12 protein-coding genes are annotated in these 15,316 nt (G+C 68.7%); 9 read left to right on the forward strand and 3 right to left on the reverse strand.

The features are described 5' to 3' along the window. Positions 1 to 32 precede the first annotated feature (32 nt). Both xdhB and RAMLITH_RS19915 read right to left on the reverse strand, forming a co-directional pair. Positions 33 to 2,438, reverse strand: coding sequence for a xanthine dehydrogenase molybdopterin binding subunit (gene xdhB, locus RAMLITH_RS19910; RefSeq protein WP_168109196.1), 2,406 nt, complete (start codon positions 2,436 to 2,438; stop codon positions 33 to 35). Further along, positions 2,435 to 4,030, reverse strand: coding sequence for a xanthine dehydrogenase small subunit (locus RAMLITH_RS19915; RefSeq protein WP_168109197.1), 1,596 nt, complete (start codon positions 4,028 to 4,030; stop codon positions 2,435 to 2,437). Before RAMLITH_RS19915 ends, xdhB begins: the two co-directional genes overlap by 4 nt. Before the next feature lie 181 nt (positions 4,031 to 4,211). Here RAMLITH_RS19915 and RAMLITH_RS19920 point away from each other — a divergent pair, with 181 nt between their 5' ends. The 8 genes from RAMLITH_RS19920 to guaD all read left to right on the forward strand — a co-directional run bounded on the left by RAMLITH_RS19920 (position 4,212) and on the right by guaD (position 13,940). Beyond that, positions 4,212 to 5,753 carry an ABC transporter ATP-binding protein gene (locus RAMLITH_RS19920; protein WP_181017797.1) on the forward strand — a complete coding sequence of 514 codons (1,542 nt, stop codon included), beginning with the start codon at positions 4,212 to 4,214 and terminating at the stop codon, positions 5,751 to 5,753. Further along, positions 5,740 to 6,822: an ABC transporter permease gene (locus RAMLITH_RS19925; RefSeq protein WP_168109199.1), complete on the forward strand. Its 1,083-nt coding sequence runs from the start codon at positions 5,740 to 5,742 to the stop codon at positions 6,820 to 6,822. The genes RAMLITH_RS19920 and RAMLITH_RS19925 overlap by 14 nt, the downstream gene beginning before the upstream one ends. Then, positions 6,822 to 7,742: an ABC transporter permease gene (locus RAMLITH_RS19930; RefSeq protein ID WP_168109200.1), complete on the forward strand. Its 921-nt coding sequence runs from the start codon at positions 6,822 to 6,824 to the stop codon at positions 7,740 to 7,742. The genes RAMLITH_RS19925 and RAMLITH_RS19930 overlap by 1 nt, the downstream gene beginning before the upstream one ends. 46 nt (positions 7,743 to 7,788) lie before the next feature. Next, a complete protein-coding gene (locus tag RAMLITH_RS19935; protein ID WP_168109201.1) occupies positions 7,789 to 8,970 on the forward strand; it encodes a BMP family ABC transporter substrate-binding protein in 1,182 nt (393 codons plus the stop codon). Positions 8,971 to 9,112: 142 nt separating this feature from the next. Next, entirely contained in the window at positions 9,113 to 10,372 is a 1,260-nt protein-coding gene (locus RAMLITH_RS19940; RefSeq protein WP_168109202.1) for a DUF4382 domain-containing protein, read from the forward strand. A gap of 65 nt (positions 10,373 to 10,437) precedes the next feature. Beyond that, the gene (locus RAMLITH_RS19945) at positions 10,438 to 11,499 is read left to right on the forward strand and encodes an adenosine deaminase (RefSeq protein ID WP_168109203.1); all 1,062 of its coding nucleotides are present in this window, start codon (positions 10,438 to 10,440) and stop codon (positions 11,497 to 11,499) included. A 69-nt stretch (positions 11,500 to 11,568) separates the two neighbouring features. Beyond that, positions 11,569 to 12,651, forward strand: coding sequence for a BMP family ABC transporter substrate-binding protein (locus tag RAMLITH_RS19950; RefSeq protein WP_168109204.1), 1,083 nt, complete (start codon positions 11,569 to 11,571; stop codon positions 12,649 to 12,651). After that, positions 12,648 to 13,940, forward strand: a complete 1,293-nt coding sequence (guaD, locus tag RAMLITH_RS19955; RefSeq protein ID WP_168109205.1) for a guanine deaminase — start codon at positions 12,648 to 12,650, stop codon at positions 13,938 to 13,940. The genes RAMLITH_RS19950 and guaD overlap by 4 nt, the downstream gene beginning before the upstream one ends. A 66-nt stretch (positions 13,941 to 14,006) precedes the next feature. On the opposite strand, the gene RAMLITH_RS19960 is transcribed toward guaD, so the two are convergent. Further along, positions 14,007 to 14,831 carry a nucleotidyl transferase AbiEii/AbiGii toxin family protein gene (locus RAMLITH_RS19960; RefSeq protein ID WP_337786183.1) on the reverse strand — a complete coding sequence of 275 codons (825 nt, stop codon included), beginning with the start codon at positions 14,829 to 14,831 and terminating at the stop codon, positions 14,007 to 14,009. Positions 14,832 to 14,841: 10 nt separating this feature from the next. Between RAMLITH_RS19960 and RAMLITH_RS19965 the strand changes: the two genes are divergently transcribed. Then, on the forward strand, positions 14,842 to 15,195 hold the full coding sequence (locus RAMLITH_RS19965) for a hypothetical protein (RefSeq protein WP_168108987.1): 354 nt from the start codon (positions 14,842 to 14,844) through the stop codon (positions 15,193 to 15,195). Positions 15,196 to 15,316 lie beyond the last annotated feature (121 nt).

Genomic DNA, 15,316 nt, shown 5'->3' on the forward strand with positions numbered 1-15,316 from the left:
GACGCAGAAGACTCTGCGTCCGGTATTGGTTTTCACCCGCCCGGCAACGACCCCGTTACCGCCCGCAGCACGTTCTCCGGCGTCGCCGGCGCATCCATGCGCACGGCGCCGCCGGCCAGCGCGGCGCTGGCCGCTTCGCGCAAGGCCTCCCACACGCTGATCGCCAGCATGAACGGCGGCTCGCCGACGGCCTTGCTGCGAAAGACGTTGTCCTCCGGGTTCGGCTCTGGCCACAGCTCGATGCGGAAATGTTCCGGCACGTCCCCGGTCGCCGGGATCTTGTAGGTGCTGGGCGCGTGCGTCGTGAGCAGGCCCTCGCCGTTCCACACCAACTGCTCGGTGGTGAGCCAGCCGACGCCCTGGATGAAGCCGCCCTCGATCTGGCCGATGTCGATGGCCGGATTGATCGAGGTGCCGACGTCGTGCAGGATGTCGATCGCCAGCACCCGGCTCTCGCCCGTCAGCGTGTCGATGGCGACTTCGCTGCACGCCGCGCCGTAGGCAAAGTAGTAGAACGGGCGGCCCGTCAGCGTCGTCTTGTCGTAGTGGATCTTGGGCGTGCGGTAGAAGCCGTCGCTCCACAGCTGGATGCGGTTGGCGTAGGCGGCCTTCACCACCTCGTCGAAGCTGCGCGTGGTGCTGGGCGTGATCACCTCGCCGCCGCGGAAGGTGACGGCGCCGGCGCCGCAGCCGTCCAGGCCGCAGACGAATGCCGCCAGGTTGTCGCGGATGTTGCGCGCGGCGAACTGCGCGGCGCGGCCGTTGAGGTCGGTGCCGCTGGAGGCCGCGGTGGCCGAGGCGTTCGGCACCTTGCCCGTCTCGGTCGGCGTGACGCGCACCCGCTCGAAGGGCACGCCCAGTTCGTCGGCCACCAGCTGCATGATCTTGGTGTGCAGCCCCTGGCCCATCTCGGTGCCGCCGTGGTTCACCTGCACGCTGCCGTCGGTGAACACGTGCACCAGGGCGCCGGCCTGGTTGAAGAAGGTCGCCGTGAAGCTGATGCCGAACTTGACCGGCGTGACGGCGATGCCGCGCTTGATGACGGGGCTGTTCGCGTTCCACGCGGCGATCGCGGCTCGCCGCTGCCGGTACTGCGAGGTCTGCTCCAGCTTCGCCAGCAGCGGGTGCAGGATGTTGTCCTCCACCTTCATGCGGTAGTGGGTGACATTGCGCTCCTCGATGCCGTAGAGGTTGCGCATGCGCACGTCGAACGGATCGAGCCCGAGGTGCCGCGCAATGTCGCCGAGGATCGCCTCGATCGCGATCACGCCTTGCGGGCCGCCGAAGCCGCGAAACGCCGTGTGGCTTTGCACGTTGGTCTTGCAGCGGTACGAGGCGATCTCGACGTCGGAGAGGAAATAAGCGTTGTCCACGTGGAACACGGCGCGGTCCGCGACCGGTCCGGACAGGTCGGCCGAGAAGCCGCAGTTGGCGAGCATGGTGAGTTTCAGCGCTGTCACGAGGCCCGCGTCGTCGAAACCCACCTCCCAGTCGTAGGCGAACGGATGGCGTTTGCCGGTGATCAGGAAGTCGTCGTCGCGGTCCAGCCGCAGCTTGACCGGCCGGCCGAACTTGCGCGCCGCCAGGGCCGCCCACACCGCCATGTGGCCGGCCTGCGTTTCCTTGCCGCCGAAGCCGCCACCCATGCGCCGGCACTCCACCGTCACAGCGTTGTTCTCCAGGCCCAGCGCGTGCGCCACCCAGTGCTGCACCTCGCCCGGGTGCTGGGTGCTGGAGTGGATGTACCACTGGTCCTGCTCCAGCGGCAGGGCGTAGGCGACCTGGCCCTCCAGGTAGAAATGCTCCTGCCCGCCCACCTCGAGCTGTCCCGAGAGCCGGTGGGCGGAGCGCGCCAGCGCGGCTTCCGGCTCGCCGCGCCGCACGGTCACCGGGGGCAGCACATAGCTTTGGGCGGCGTGCGCCTCGCGCGGCGAGAGGACGGCCGGCAGCGGTTCGATCTGCACCTGCACCTGCCGGGCGGCGCGGCGCGCCTGCATGACGCTGTCGGCGACCACGATGCCGATCACCTGGCCGACGTGATTCACCGTCTCGCGGGCGAACACCGGTTCGTCGTGCACGAAGGTCGCCAGCACCGGGTCGCCCGGGATGTCGTCGGCGAGCACCACGCCGCGCACGCCGGCCATCGCCAGTGCGGCGGAGGCGTCGACGGCGAGCAGGCGGCCATGCGCCACGGTGGACAGGATCGGGGCGGCGTGCAGCGTGCCTTTCACCTCCGGAATGTCGTCGACGTAGGTCGCGCTGCCGGCCACCTGGGCGCGCGCGCTCTCGTGCGGCCGGGGGACGCCGCAGGCCGGCCCGCCCGAGGTCGCGCGGTGCGGCGACTGCGTCGCCGGCGCGAGGTTGCGCTCGCCCGCGTCGGCGGGGCCGGCCGGGCCGCCGCCGGTGGCCGACGTGAATTCGGTGGCGCGCATGTTCATGCGGCGCTCCCCGCGGCTTGCGGCGCCAGTTCCGGAATGACCCGCTCCAGGTTGATGTGCTCGGTCCCTTGCGTTTCCAGCCAGAACCGCCGCACCAGGTTGCCCAGCACCTGCGACCGGTAGGCGGCGGAGGCGCGCATGTCGGAGATCGGCTGGAATTCCTGGCGCAGCATCGTCGCCGCCTGCTGCGCCGCGTTCTCGGTCCAGGGTTGCCCCCGCAACAGGTCCTCGGTGCGTCGCGCCCGCGCCGGCGTTGCCGCGACGCCGCCGGCGCCGATGGAGATGTCCGCCACCACGCCTCGGCCGTCGAGGCGCATCTCGATCACCAGGCACACGGCGGAGATGTCGTCGTCGTAGCGCTTGGAGATCTTGTAGGCGCGCAGCAGCCCCCACCCCGACCCTCCCCCAGCGGGGGAGGGAGCAACTACCGTGGCGCCCACGGCGGCGGGGGAGGGAGAGGAAGTCACTCCCTCCCCCCTTGGGGGAGGGCTGGGGAGGGGGCTGGCCAGCGGCACCTTGATCCACACCAGCACCTCGTCGGGCGCGAGCACGGTCTGGCGGTAGCCGGCGTAGAAATCCTCCAGCGGCAGCTCGCGTTCGCCGCGGGTGCTGGCCAGCACGATCGTCGCGCGCAAGGCGATCAGCAGCGGCATCGAGTCGCCGATCGGCGAACCGTTGGCGATGTTGCCGCCGAGCGTTCCCGAATTGCGCACCGGCAGGCCGGCGAACCGCGCGGCGAAGGTCGCCAGCTCCGGCCGCTCGGCGACGAGGGCATCGAAGGCATCGGCCAGCGTCACGGCCGCGCCGATCCGCAGCCGGTCCCCTTGCGTGTCGACCCGGCGCAGTTCGGCGGCGCGCGTGACGTCGAGCACCTGCGCGAACTCGCGGTGCATCTTGGTCACCCACAGGCCGACGTCGGTGCAGCCGGCCACCAGTTGCGCGTGCGGATGCCGGGCGCGGGCGGCAAGGAGTCCGTCCAGGCTCGCCGGCGCCAGGTAGCAAACATTGGAGGAGGCCTCGCGCTGGAGCAACTGCAACTGCGCCACCAGCGCGACCTCGTCCACGGCCACGGCCGGCAACTGCGCCATCGCCTGCGCTGCATCGAGGATCGGCCGGTAGCCGGTGCAGCGGCACAGGTTGCCTGACAGCTCCTGCTGCGCCAGCTCGCGGGTGACGGGATTGCCCCGCGCGACATGGTTCTGGTACATGCCGAACAGGCTCATCACGAAGCCGGGCGTGCAGAAGCCGCACTGGGAGCCGTGGCACTGCACCATCGCCTCCTGCGCCGGATGCAACTCACCTTGGGGGCCCGCCAGGTCTTCCACGGTCCACAGCGCCAGGCCGTCGATCGAATGCGCCAGCCGGATGCAGGCGTTGATCGCGCGGTAGCGGATGCGCGGGGCGTCGCCCGGCCCCTCCAGCTCGCCGAGCACGACGGTGCACGCGCCACAGTCCCCTTCGCCGCAACCTTCCTTGGTGCCGGTGGCCGCCAGATCCTCCCTCAGCAGTTCCAGCAGCGTGCGCGTGGGTGGTACATTGCTCAGCGCGACGAGTTCGCCGCGCCGGATGAATCGGATCGTCCTGCCTTCCATGGGAGGCAGTATGGTGGATTTCCGGGCGTGCCGGGCCGGGCCGAGCGCCCATGATCCCACGCCTGTCAACAATGCAGTCAAGAATGAGTCATCGAGCGCCCTGCCGCATGCCGAACGCCGTCGCCCTGCGAGCCGCGGCGGGCACGCCCACGCCGCCCCCGCCGCCAGTGGAGGCCGTTGCTTGAGCAGCCCCCGCCTCCAGCTCGCGCACATAACCAAGCGCTACCCCTCGGTCGTCGCCAACAACGACGTGTCGCTCACCGTCCAGCCGGGCGAGACCCACGCGGTCCTCGGCGAGAACGGCGCCGGCAAGTCGACGCTGATGAAGATCATCTACGGCTCGGTCATGCCGGACGAAGGCGAGCTGTTCTGGAACGGCCAGCCGGTGCAGATCCGCAGTCCCAACGAGGCGCGGGCGCTGGGCATTGCCATGGTGTTCCAGCACTTCAGCCTGTTCGACACCCTCACCGTGGCCGAGAACGTGTGGCTCGGCGTCGGCAAGAGCATGGGCCTGCGCGACGTCACGCGCAGCATCACGGCCAAGGCTGCCGAGTACGGCCTCGACGTCGATCCCCTGCGGCCGGTGCACACGCTGTCGGTGGGCGAGATGCAGCGGGTCGAGATCATTCGCGCGCTGCTCACCGACCCGAAACTGCTGATCCTGGACGAGCCCACCTCGGTGCTGACACCGCAGGCCGTCGAGCGGCTGTTCGTGGTGCTCAGGAAGCTGGCGGCCCAGGGTTGCAGCATCCTGTACATCAGCCACAAGCTGCACGAGATCCGCGAGCTGTGCAACGCCTGCACCGTGCTGCGCGGCGGCGAGGTGACCGGCGTCTGCGACCCGCGGGGCGAGACCAACGCCTCGCTCAGCCGCATGATGATCGGCGCGGAGCCGCCGGCCCTGGAACACCATGACCGGCAGCCCGGCGACGTGGTGCTGCGGGTGGACCGGCTGCGGCTGCCGCGCGAAGACCAGTTCGGCGTCGACCTGGAAGGCATCTCGATGGACGTGCGCGCCGGCGAGGTCGTCGGGATCGCCGGCGTCTCCGGCAATGGCCAGCGCGAACTGCTGTATGCGCTGTCGGGCGAGGACCGGCGCGCGCAGCCCGCGATGATCCAGGTCTCGGGCCGGCCGGTCGGCCGGTTCGGGCCCGCGCACCGGCGCCACATCGGCGTGCATTTCGTGCCCGAGGACCGGCTGGGCCGCGGCGCGGTGCCGACGCTGGGACTCGCGCACAACCTGATGCTCACGCGCACCGAAGCCGTCACGCGCAGCGGCTGGATCGACCTGAAGGCGCTGCAGGCGCAGGCCGCGGACATCATCCGGCGCTTCAACGTGAAGGCGGGCGGGCCCAACGCCCTGGCCCGGTCGCTGTCCGGCGGCAACCTGCAGAAATTCCTGGTTGGCCGCGAGATCGACGCCCGCCCGAAACTGCTGATCGTCTCGCAGCCGACCTGGGGCGTGGACGTGGGCGCCTCCGCCCAGATCCGCGGCGAACTGCTGGCGCTGCGCGACGCCGGCTGCGCCGTGCTGGTGGTCAGCGAGGAACTGGAGGAGCTGTTCGAGATTTCCGACCGGCTGCACGTACTGGCGAAGGGGCGGCTGTCGCCGTCGATTCCGCGCGCGCAGGCCAGCGTGTCCCTGATCGGCGAGTGGATGAGCGGGTTGTGGCCGGGTCACGAGATCCACCCGGCACCGGAGGCGCAGCATGCTGAAGCTTGAACTGCGCCCCGAGCCGTCGCGTGCCTGGAGCCTGGCCTCGCCGCTGCTCGCGCTGGTCATCACCGTCGTGATCGGCGTGCTGCTGTTCATGGCGCTTGGCAAGGACCCGGTGCGCGGCCTGCAGGTGTTCTTCTGGGAGCCGATCCGCTCGCCGTATGCCCTGGGCGAACTGATGGTCAAGGCCACGCCGTTGCTGCTGATCGCGCTGGGCCTGGCCGTGTGCTTCCGCTCCAACGTGTGGAACATCGGCGCCGAGGGCCAGTTCATCATCGGGGCGGTGCTGGCCGGCGCCGTGGCGCTGCTGGCCGGCAAGGACACATCGCGCTGGATCGTGCTGCCGATCCTGCTGGCGGGGCTGGCCGGCGGCATGGCCTGGGCCGGCATCACGGCCTTGCTGCGCGACCGCTTCAACGCCAACGAGATCCTGGTCAGCCTGATGCTGGTCTACGTCGCCGAGCAGATCCTGAGCTACCTGGTGTTCGGGCCGCTGAAGGACCCGGGCGGCTACAACTTCCCGCAGAGCAAGACCTTCGAAGCGGTGACGCAGGTGCCGCGGCTGATGACGGGATCGCGCATGACGGTCGGCCTGCTGATCGCGCTGGCCGGCGTCGTCGGCCTGTGGATCTTCCTGTTCCGCACGCGGGCCGGCTTCGCCCAGCAGGTGGGCGGTCTCGCGCCCGCCGCCGCGCGCTACGCGGGCTTCTCGTCGCGCCGCGCCTTGTGGCTGGCCTTGCTCACGTCGGGCGGCGTCGCCGGCCTGGCGGGCGCGCTGGAAGTGGCCGGGCCCATCGGCCAGCTGACGCCGTACATCCCCGCCGGCTACGGCTTCGCCGCGATCATCGTCGCCTTCGTGGGGCGGCTGCATCCATTCGGCATGGTGTTCTCGGCCGTCCTCATGAGCATGTTCTACATCGGCGGCGAACTGGCGCAGTCGCGGCTGGGCCTGCCCAATTCGCTGACCGGCGTGTTCCAGGGCTTGCTGCTGTTCAGCCTGCTGGCCTGCGACACGCTGATGGCCTATCGGGTGCGCTGGACCCACTGGCCCGGCCGCGCGCGAGGGGGCGTCTGATGGACCAATACGCACTCCTCGTCGCGGCCACCCTCAACGCCGGCACCGTGCTGGCGATCGCTGCGCTGGGCCTGTTGATCAACGAGAAGGCGGGTGTCGTCAACCTCGGCGCCGAAGGCATCATGTTGTGCGCCGCCATCGCCGGCTTCGCCGCCGTGGTGCACACCGGCAGCGACTGGATCGGCTTTGCCGCCGGCATGGGCGCCGGCGCGCTGCTGGCGGCGATCTTCGGCCTGCTGGCGATCTGGCTCAACACCAACCAGTACGCCACCGGGCTGGCGCTGAGCCTGTTCGGCGCCGGCTTCTCGGCTTTCGTGGGCATCGGTTACGTCCAGGAGAAACTGCCGGAACGCATGCAGTTCGCGGTCCCCTGGCTGCAGGACATCCCGCTCGCCGGCCCGGCGCTGTTCCGCCAGCACCCGATGGTGTATTTCACCATTGCCCTGGTGCTGTGGCTGGTGTGGTTCCTCTATCGCTCGCGCACCGGGCTGGTGCTGCGCTCGGTCGGCGAGTCGCCGGAGTCGGCGCATGCGCTGGGCTACCCGGTGCGCCGCATCCGGCTGGCGGCCGTCGTGGCCGGGGGCGCGCTGTGCGGGCTGGCCGGCGCCTACATCTCCGTGATCTACACGCCGCTGTGGGTGCAAGGCATGGTCGCCGGCAAGGGCTGGATCGCGCTGGCACTCACCACCTTCGCCACGTGGCGGCCGGGGCGGGTGCTGCTGGGCGCCTACCTGTTCGGCGGCGTGACCATGCTGCAGTTCCACTTCCAGGCCACCGGCACCGAGGTGCCCAGCCAGTTCCTCACCATGCTGCCGTACCTGGCGACCATCGTGGTGCTGGCCCTGATCTCCCGCAACCCGGCCTGGATCCGCGTCAACATGCCGGCCTCGCTTGGAAAACCCTTCTATCCCGGCTCATAATCGGCGTTTCCCGACAGCAACAACCACCCCGGAGAAGGACTCACCGATGGACCTGAAGAAACGTTCGATGCTGAAGCTGGCTGCCTTGACGGCGGTCGCGTCGGCGGCCCTCGTTGGCTGCGGCAAGAGCGAGCCGCCGGCGTCGGCGACCACCGCCAGCGCCCCGGCCCCGGCCGCCGCACCCGCGGCCGCACCGGCGCCGGCCAAGGCCGAGCCGCTGAAGATCGCCTTCGCCTACATCGGCCCGGTGGGCGACGGCGGCTGGACCTTCGCCCACGACAACGGCCGCAAGGCGATGGAGAAGGAACTGGGCGACAAGGTCGTCACCAGCTTCGTCGAGAACGTGCCCGAGTCGGCCGACGCCGAGCGCGTGATCCGCGACATGGCCGGCCAGGGCAACAAGCTGATCTTCGGCACGACCTTCGGCTACATGGAGCCGATGATGAAGGTGGCCGCCGACCACAAGGACGTCAAGTTCGAGCACGCCACCGGCTACAAGACGGCGGAGAACCTTCGCACCTACGACAGCCGCACCTACGAAGGCGCGTACATGGCCGGCGTGATCGCCGGCGCCATGACCAAGAGCAACACGCTGGGCGTGGTCGGCTCGGTGCCGATCCCCGAGGTGATCCGCAACATCAACAGCTTCACGCTGGGCGCGCAGTCGGTCAACCCGAAGATCAAGACCAAGGTGGTCTGGGTCAACAAGTGGTTCGACCCGCCGAAGGAAACCGAGGCCGCGACCTCGCTGATCAACGGCGGCGCCGACGTGCTGATGCAGAACACCGATTCGCCGGCCGTGCTGAAGACGGCGCAGGACAAGGGCAAGCGCGCCTTCGGCTGGGACAGCGACATGACCGCCTACGGTCCCAAGGCGCACCTGGGTTCGGCCGTCATCAACTGGGGCCCGTACTACATCAAGGCGGCCAAGGACGCGCTGGAAGGCAAGTGGACGACCGGCCAGGCCTGGTGGGGCGTCAAGGAAGGCGCCATCGACTTCGTGTCGATCGCCGACGACGTGCCGGCCGACATCAAGAAGAAGGTCGAGGACGTGAAGGCCGGCCTGAAGGACGGCAGCTTCGTGATCTGGAAGGGCCCGATCGTCAACAACGCCGGCAAGGAAGTGCTGGCCAAGGACGCCGTCGCCGACGACAAGTTCCTGGGCGGCGTCAATTTCTTCGTCAAGGGCGTCGAAGGCAAGGTGCCGGGCGCGGACGGGAAGAAGTAAGCGGCCGCGGTCACACAAAAGGCGCGGCGAGCCACGCCTTTTGTTTGCGCCTTTTCTCGTAGTGCTTCCCTTCTCGCCGCCACGCATGGAACGAAGGGGCAGGTCAGCGTCAGCTTTCCCGGCATCGCAGGAGGAACGAAGGATGACCGACACATCGAGTGGGCGCCGCTGGTCGAACGCCTTGCGCTGGATCGCGGCATTGGGAGCCGCTGCGGTGCTGGCCGCCTGCGGAGGCGGTTCCGCACACCCTCCAGACGGCGCACTGCGGCTGGCGCTCACGGACGCGCCGAGCTGCTACCAGCATGTGTACGTCACCGTTGAAAAGCTTCGTTTGCACGGGAGCGCGACGGCTGACGAGGCGGACCTCGGCTGGACCGAGCTGGCGCTGCCGACCCCGCAGCGCATCGTCCTCGCGCGCCTGTCCAACGGTGTGCTGCAGGAGCTTGGTACGCTGCCGCTGGCTGCCGGGCAGTACCGGCTGCTGCGGTTGGTGCTCGCTGAGAACGCCGGCACCGGTCCGGGTGCCATGGTGAACGCAGTGCGGAGCCATGACGGCACCGAGCGGCCGCTGGAGACCCCGAGCACGATGCAGAGCGGGCTGAAGCTGCGCGCCGACCTGGGCGTGGCGCCCGGCCAAACGGCGGACCTGCTGCTTGACTTCGACGCCTGCCGGTCGGTGGTGCCGGCCGGAAATTCGGGCACGTTTATCCTGAAGCCCGTGCTCTCGGTAGTGCCGCGGATCGCCAGTGGCATCGCAGGCTATCTCACGACCACGCTGTCGCTGTCGAGCACGACCGTCGCGGCGCAACAGAATGGCACCACGGTGCGCTCGACGTCGCCCGACGGGACCGGGTTCTTCAGCATTCCGTACCTGCAGGCGGGCACCTACACGCTGGTCGTGACGTCGGAAGCGCACGCCATGGCCGTGGTGACGAACGTGCCGGTGGGAACGGCCACGACGGTCATCAACGGCACCTCGACTGCGATTGCACCCCCGTCGTCCCCGATGGGCGAGATCACTGGCAGCGTCACGGCCAACTCGGTGTCGCTCGACGGCTCGACGATGTCCGTGCCCGTGACCGGGGCCGACGTCCGCGCAATGACGTCGCTGATCGATGACTGCGTGACCCGCCATAGCCCGTGCTACATCAGCCCGATCGAGACCACGAACCGCGCGGTCGATCCCACCAACGGCCGCTACCGGCTGCGCGTGCCGATCGACGGGTACGTGAGGGCCGATTTCCAGGCCGGCGCCGCCGCGTTCGACTTCCGGCGGGACAGCCGCCTGACCGGCTGGCACGGGGTGGAGGTCAGCGCCCCGAACCGGCCGACAATGATGCAGTCCGCCTATCTGGGCGGCGCGACAGGGAGCACGACGGCCACGGTGAACTTCACGTACTGACGCACAGCTCCGTCGCACACAACCCGGGCCAGAGCGGCACAGAATCCGACCTGGAGCCAATCCAGATGTACACGATCCCGAGCATTCCTGCCGACCGCCTGCCCGAACTGCTGCGCCGCATGCCCAAGGCCGAACTGCACATCCACATCGAAGGCTCGCTGGAGCCCGAACTGATGTTCGCGATGGCGGCGCGCAACGGCGTGAAACTGCCGTACGCGAGCGTCGACGAACTGCGCCGCGCGTACGCCTTCAGCAACCTGCAGAGCTTCCTGGACATCTATTACGCCGGCGCCAGCGTGCTGCTGCACGAGCAGGACTTCTTCGACATGGCGTGGGCCTACCTGCAGCGCGCCAGGGCCGACAACGTGCTGCGCGCCGACATCTTCTTCGACCCGCAGACCCACACCGCGCGCGGCGTGGCGATGGGGACGGTGGTGAACGGCCTGTACCGGGCGTGCCGGCAGGCGCGCACCGAACTTGGTGTCGACGCCGAACTGATCCTGTGCTTCCTGCGCCACCTGAGCGAGGCCGAAGCGTTCGATACGCTGGAGCAGGCGCTGCCGCATCGCGACAAGTTCATCGGCGTCGGGCTCGACTCCAGCGAAGTCGGCCACCCGCCCGAGAAGTTCGCCCGTGTCTACGCGAAATGCCGCGAACTGGGCCTGCACCTGGTGGCGCACGCCGGCGAGGAGGGTCCGCCGGCCTATGTCTGGACCGCGCTCGACCTGCTGAAGGTGGAACGGATCGACCACGGCGTGCAGTCCTCGAAGGACCCGGCGCTGATGGAGCGCCTCAAGCAGGACCGCATCGCGCTCACCGTGTGTCCGCTGTCGAACCTGAAGCTGTGCGTGTTCCCGAAACTGGCAGACCACAACCTCAAGCAGCTGCTGGAGGCGGGGCTGGCCGTGACCGTCAACTCGGACGATCCGGCCTACTTCGGCGGCTACATCAACGACAACTTCGTGCAGTTGCACGAGGCCGTCGGCCTGACGGCGCAGCACGCGTACCAGCTGGCGCGCAACAGCTTCGAGGCGAGCTTCGCGCCGCCGGAACTCAAGCAGCGCTACGTCGAGCGGCTGGACGCGGTGTTCGCCCGGTTCCAGCAGGACCCAACCGGCGCCCCGTAAAATAGTCGACCTCAGGCGGCGCCCGGCCGCCTGATTTCTTTTTCCTTCCGGGCCATGTAGAGGAACACCATGTACAAAAACCTCGCTGCCGCGCTGCTGGCCGCCTGCTGTTTTTCCACTCCCTTCTTGTCCGCCCCCGCGGCCGCCGCCGAGCCGCTCAAGGTCGCGTTCGTCTATGTCGCACCGGTCACCGAGGCCGGCTGGGTGCAGCAGCACGAACAGGGGCGCCGCGCCGTCGATGCCGCGTTCGGCGGCAAGGTCAAGACCACCTTCGTCGAGAACGTGCCGGAGGGTCCGGATGCCGAACGGGTCATCCGCGACCTGGCGCGGCAAGGCAACAAGCTGATCTTCACGCCGAGCTTCGGCTACATGGAACCGACGCTGAAGGTGGCGAAGGAATTTCCGGACGTGAAGTTCGAGTCGATCACCGGCTACAAGACGGCATCCAACGTCTCGGTCGCGAACGCGCGCTACTACGAAGGCCGCTACCTGGCCGGCATCGCGGCCGGCCGCATGACGAAGACCGGCGTGGCCGGCTACGTTGCCGGCTTCCCCATTCCCGAAGTGCTGCAGGGCCTCAACGCCTTCACGCTCGGCATGCGCTCGGTGAATCCGCAGGCCCAGGTCAAGGTGATCTGGCTCAACACGTGGTTCGATCCGGCGCGCGAGCGCGAGGCGGCGCTGACGCTGTTCAACCAGAATGCGGACGTGGTGTCGTTCCACACCGCCTCCACGGCGGTCATGACGGCTGCGCAGGAACGCGGCAAGATGGCGGTCGCCTACCACTCCGACATGCGCAAGATCGCCCCCGATGCCCAGATCGTCGCGGTCACCCACCACTGGGGCGACTACTACGTCAGCCGCGTGCAGGCCGTGCTGGCCGGCACCTGGCAGCCGGCCAACGTCTGGGCCGGCGTCGACAAGGCGATGGTGCGGGCCGGCTCCTTCGGCGCCAAGGTGCCCAAGGCGGTCCAGGACGAGGTGATCAAGCGCCAGAGCGAGATCGCCCGGCGCCGGCTGCACCCCTTCCTCGGGCCGATCAGGGACAACGCCGGCAGGGAAGTGGTCGCCAAGGGCCAGGTCCCGAGCGACGAGCAGATCCTCGCCATGGACTGGCTGGTCGAAGGCGTCCAGGGCAAGATCACGCGATGAAGGCTTTCCGCGCCGCGATCCTGCGCTTTGCCGGCGACGGCGCGGCCGTGTACGAACAGGACGGACTGCTCGTGGTCGGTCCGGGCACGAACGGGCAGCAGGTCGTGCACGCGGTCGGAACTCATGCGGCGGTGGCGGCCGCCCATCCGGGGGTGCCCGTCGAGCACCTGCCGGGACGCATCATCGCGCCCGGTTTCATCGACCTGCACATCCACTTTCCGCAGACCGACGTGATCGGCTCGCCGGCCGAAGGCCTGCTGCCCTGGCTGGAGGACTACACGTTTCCGCACGAATCGCGCTTTGCGGACGAAGCCCATGCGGCCGAGCGCGCGACCTTCTTCGTCGACGAGCTGTTGCGGCACGGCGTCACGACGGCGCTGGCGTTCGGCACTTCGCATCCCGAGTCGGTCGACGCGCTGCTGGCGCAGGCGCAGCGCCGCGGCATGCGCATGATCGCCGGCAAGGTGCTGCAGGACCGGCACTGCCCCGACGGCGTGCGCGACGAGACCGGGCAGTCGCTCGCCGACACCGAGGCGCTGATCGCGCGCTGGCATGGCCGCGGGCGACTCGGTTACGCGATCACCCCGCGCTTCGCACCGAGCTGCAGCGAGGCGCAGTTGCGTGGCGCCGGCGAGCTGGCGGCGAAGTATCCGGACGTCTGGATCCAGTCGCACGTGGCCGAGAACCTCGACGAGGTGGAGTGGGTGCGGCAATTGTTCCCGGCGGCGCGCAGCTACCTGGACGTGTACCGTCAGTTCGGGCTGATGCGCGGGCGCGCCGTCTACGCCCATTGCATCCACCTCGACGACGAGGACCGCGCGCTGATGCACGACACCGGCGCGGCCGCCGCCGTCTGCCCCACCAGCAACCTGTTCCTCGGCAGCGGCTTCTTCGACTACGCGGCGGCGAAGCGCGCGGGGTTCCGCTACGGGCTGGCGAGCGACGTGGGCGGGGGCACCAGCTTCAGCCCGTTCCACACGATGCTGGCGGCCTACTACGTCGGCCGCGAAGGGCGCACGAAAGCGGGGCTGTCGCTGTCGCCGCAGGAACTGTGGTGGCAGCACACGGCCGGCGCCGCCGCCGCGCTGGGGCTGGATGGCGTCGTCGGCAACCTCCAGCCGGGGTGCGAAGCGGACTTCGTCGTGCTCGATCCGGCAGCCACGCCCTTGCTTGCCCGCAAGACGGCGCACGCGGCGTCGCTGGACGAACTGCTGTTCTCGCTGATCGTGCTGGGCGACGACCGGGTGGTGGAGCGGGCGGTGATTGCTGAATCATCCCGTTCGCCCTGAGCCTGTCGAAAGGCGCGATCTCGCGCGCGTGAGCAGGCGGCGCGGGCCGTTGATGCTTGCCGCGTATCAGGCTTTGTTGAGCGTGGCTTCGGCTTGTGCCAGCCGGTCCATCAGCTCCGCAAATGGCGGCGGCTCGGACATGAACATCGCCCGCATCTGTGCGTAGTCCAGCGCGAGCGCGGCCTGTCTTTGCGACGGCGGCACGAGCCGGAAACTGCCGGGGCGCGCCAGGTCGTATCGGGCCCAGCCGCGCGCGAACACGCGGCTTTTCCAGTTCACCACGCGTGCGCATTGCTCGGCGTCTGCCAGGAAGCGCGGCGCGTCCGCGTGCGCCAGCAGGCGCACCATGTCGAAGTAGTGCCGGGCGTAGCGCTTGGGCGTTGGCTGGCCTGCCGGGCGGTGGAATTCCGAATGCAGGATCGTCGCCTTTTCCCAGAACGTGCGTTGCAGTTCCAACGCGGTGACCTGGGCATTCCACGTTTCGAACAGTTGCGGATAGACCGGCGCGATCAGCGGGCGCACCGGGTATTGCGCGGTGGGCTGCTGGTCGGTCAAGGTTCCCAGCTCCAGCTTCACTGCGCGCTGCAGGTATTGGAAACCTGCCGGCTGGGTGACCGGGTAGCGAAAGTACACGATCGGCGATTTGGCGTCCGCGTCAAGCTCGTAGTGCAGCCATGTGCCAGCGGGTGCATCGCCCAGGCGCTGCACGATGGCACGTTCCAGCCCGGGCATCAGTTCCTCGCGCGTCTTCTCGGCGCACAGGCGCTGCATCGCGAGTACCGCGGCGTCGCGTTTGACCCGGCTGGCCAGCGCGTCGAAGCCTTTGGCGTCCGCGCCCACGAACTCGGGCACCAGGCACAGGTCGATGTCCTCGTAGAACCGGTCGATCACCCCGAATACCTTGGACAGCGACGTGCCGCCTTTGAATGGCCATGTTCCCTTTGACGTACCCATTGTCGAAACGGATAAGATGAGTCATCCCACTTCCCGGCTAGTCAGCCTTTGGGAAATGCTCAAGCACGACGCAGAACACTTTTACCGCGTGACGACCGCGCTTGTGCGGCTTGAGGAAACGCTTAGGCAGGCTGTGCCGCCGCCTGCAATGGGGGCGCCGGAAATCGCCGCGATGGAGCGGGAACAGATGGATCTTATCGGGGCGGTTTATGAAACGACCGTCCAGAAGCTCGGGGACGAACTCGAAGTTTTGGGATGTGCCTTGACGCTCAAAGAAGTCAAGCGGTTGGCGAACTGTTGAAGATCGTCGAGAACTGACCCAGCGCGATCGTTCAATTTTGACCCGCCCTCAAGGCTACCTGATGGTGGCCTCGCCTGTGGATATCTCCTGATCCTGGGTTGTCGTCTTCCCTCCTTTCTTC

The organism is Ramlibacter lithotrophicus (assembly GCF_012184415.1).
GTDB lineage: Bacteria > Pseudomonadota > Gammaproteobacteria > Burkholderiales > Burkholderiaceae_C > Ramlibacter > Ramlibacter lithotrophicus.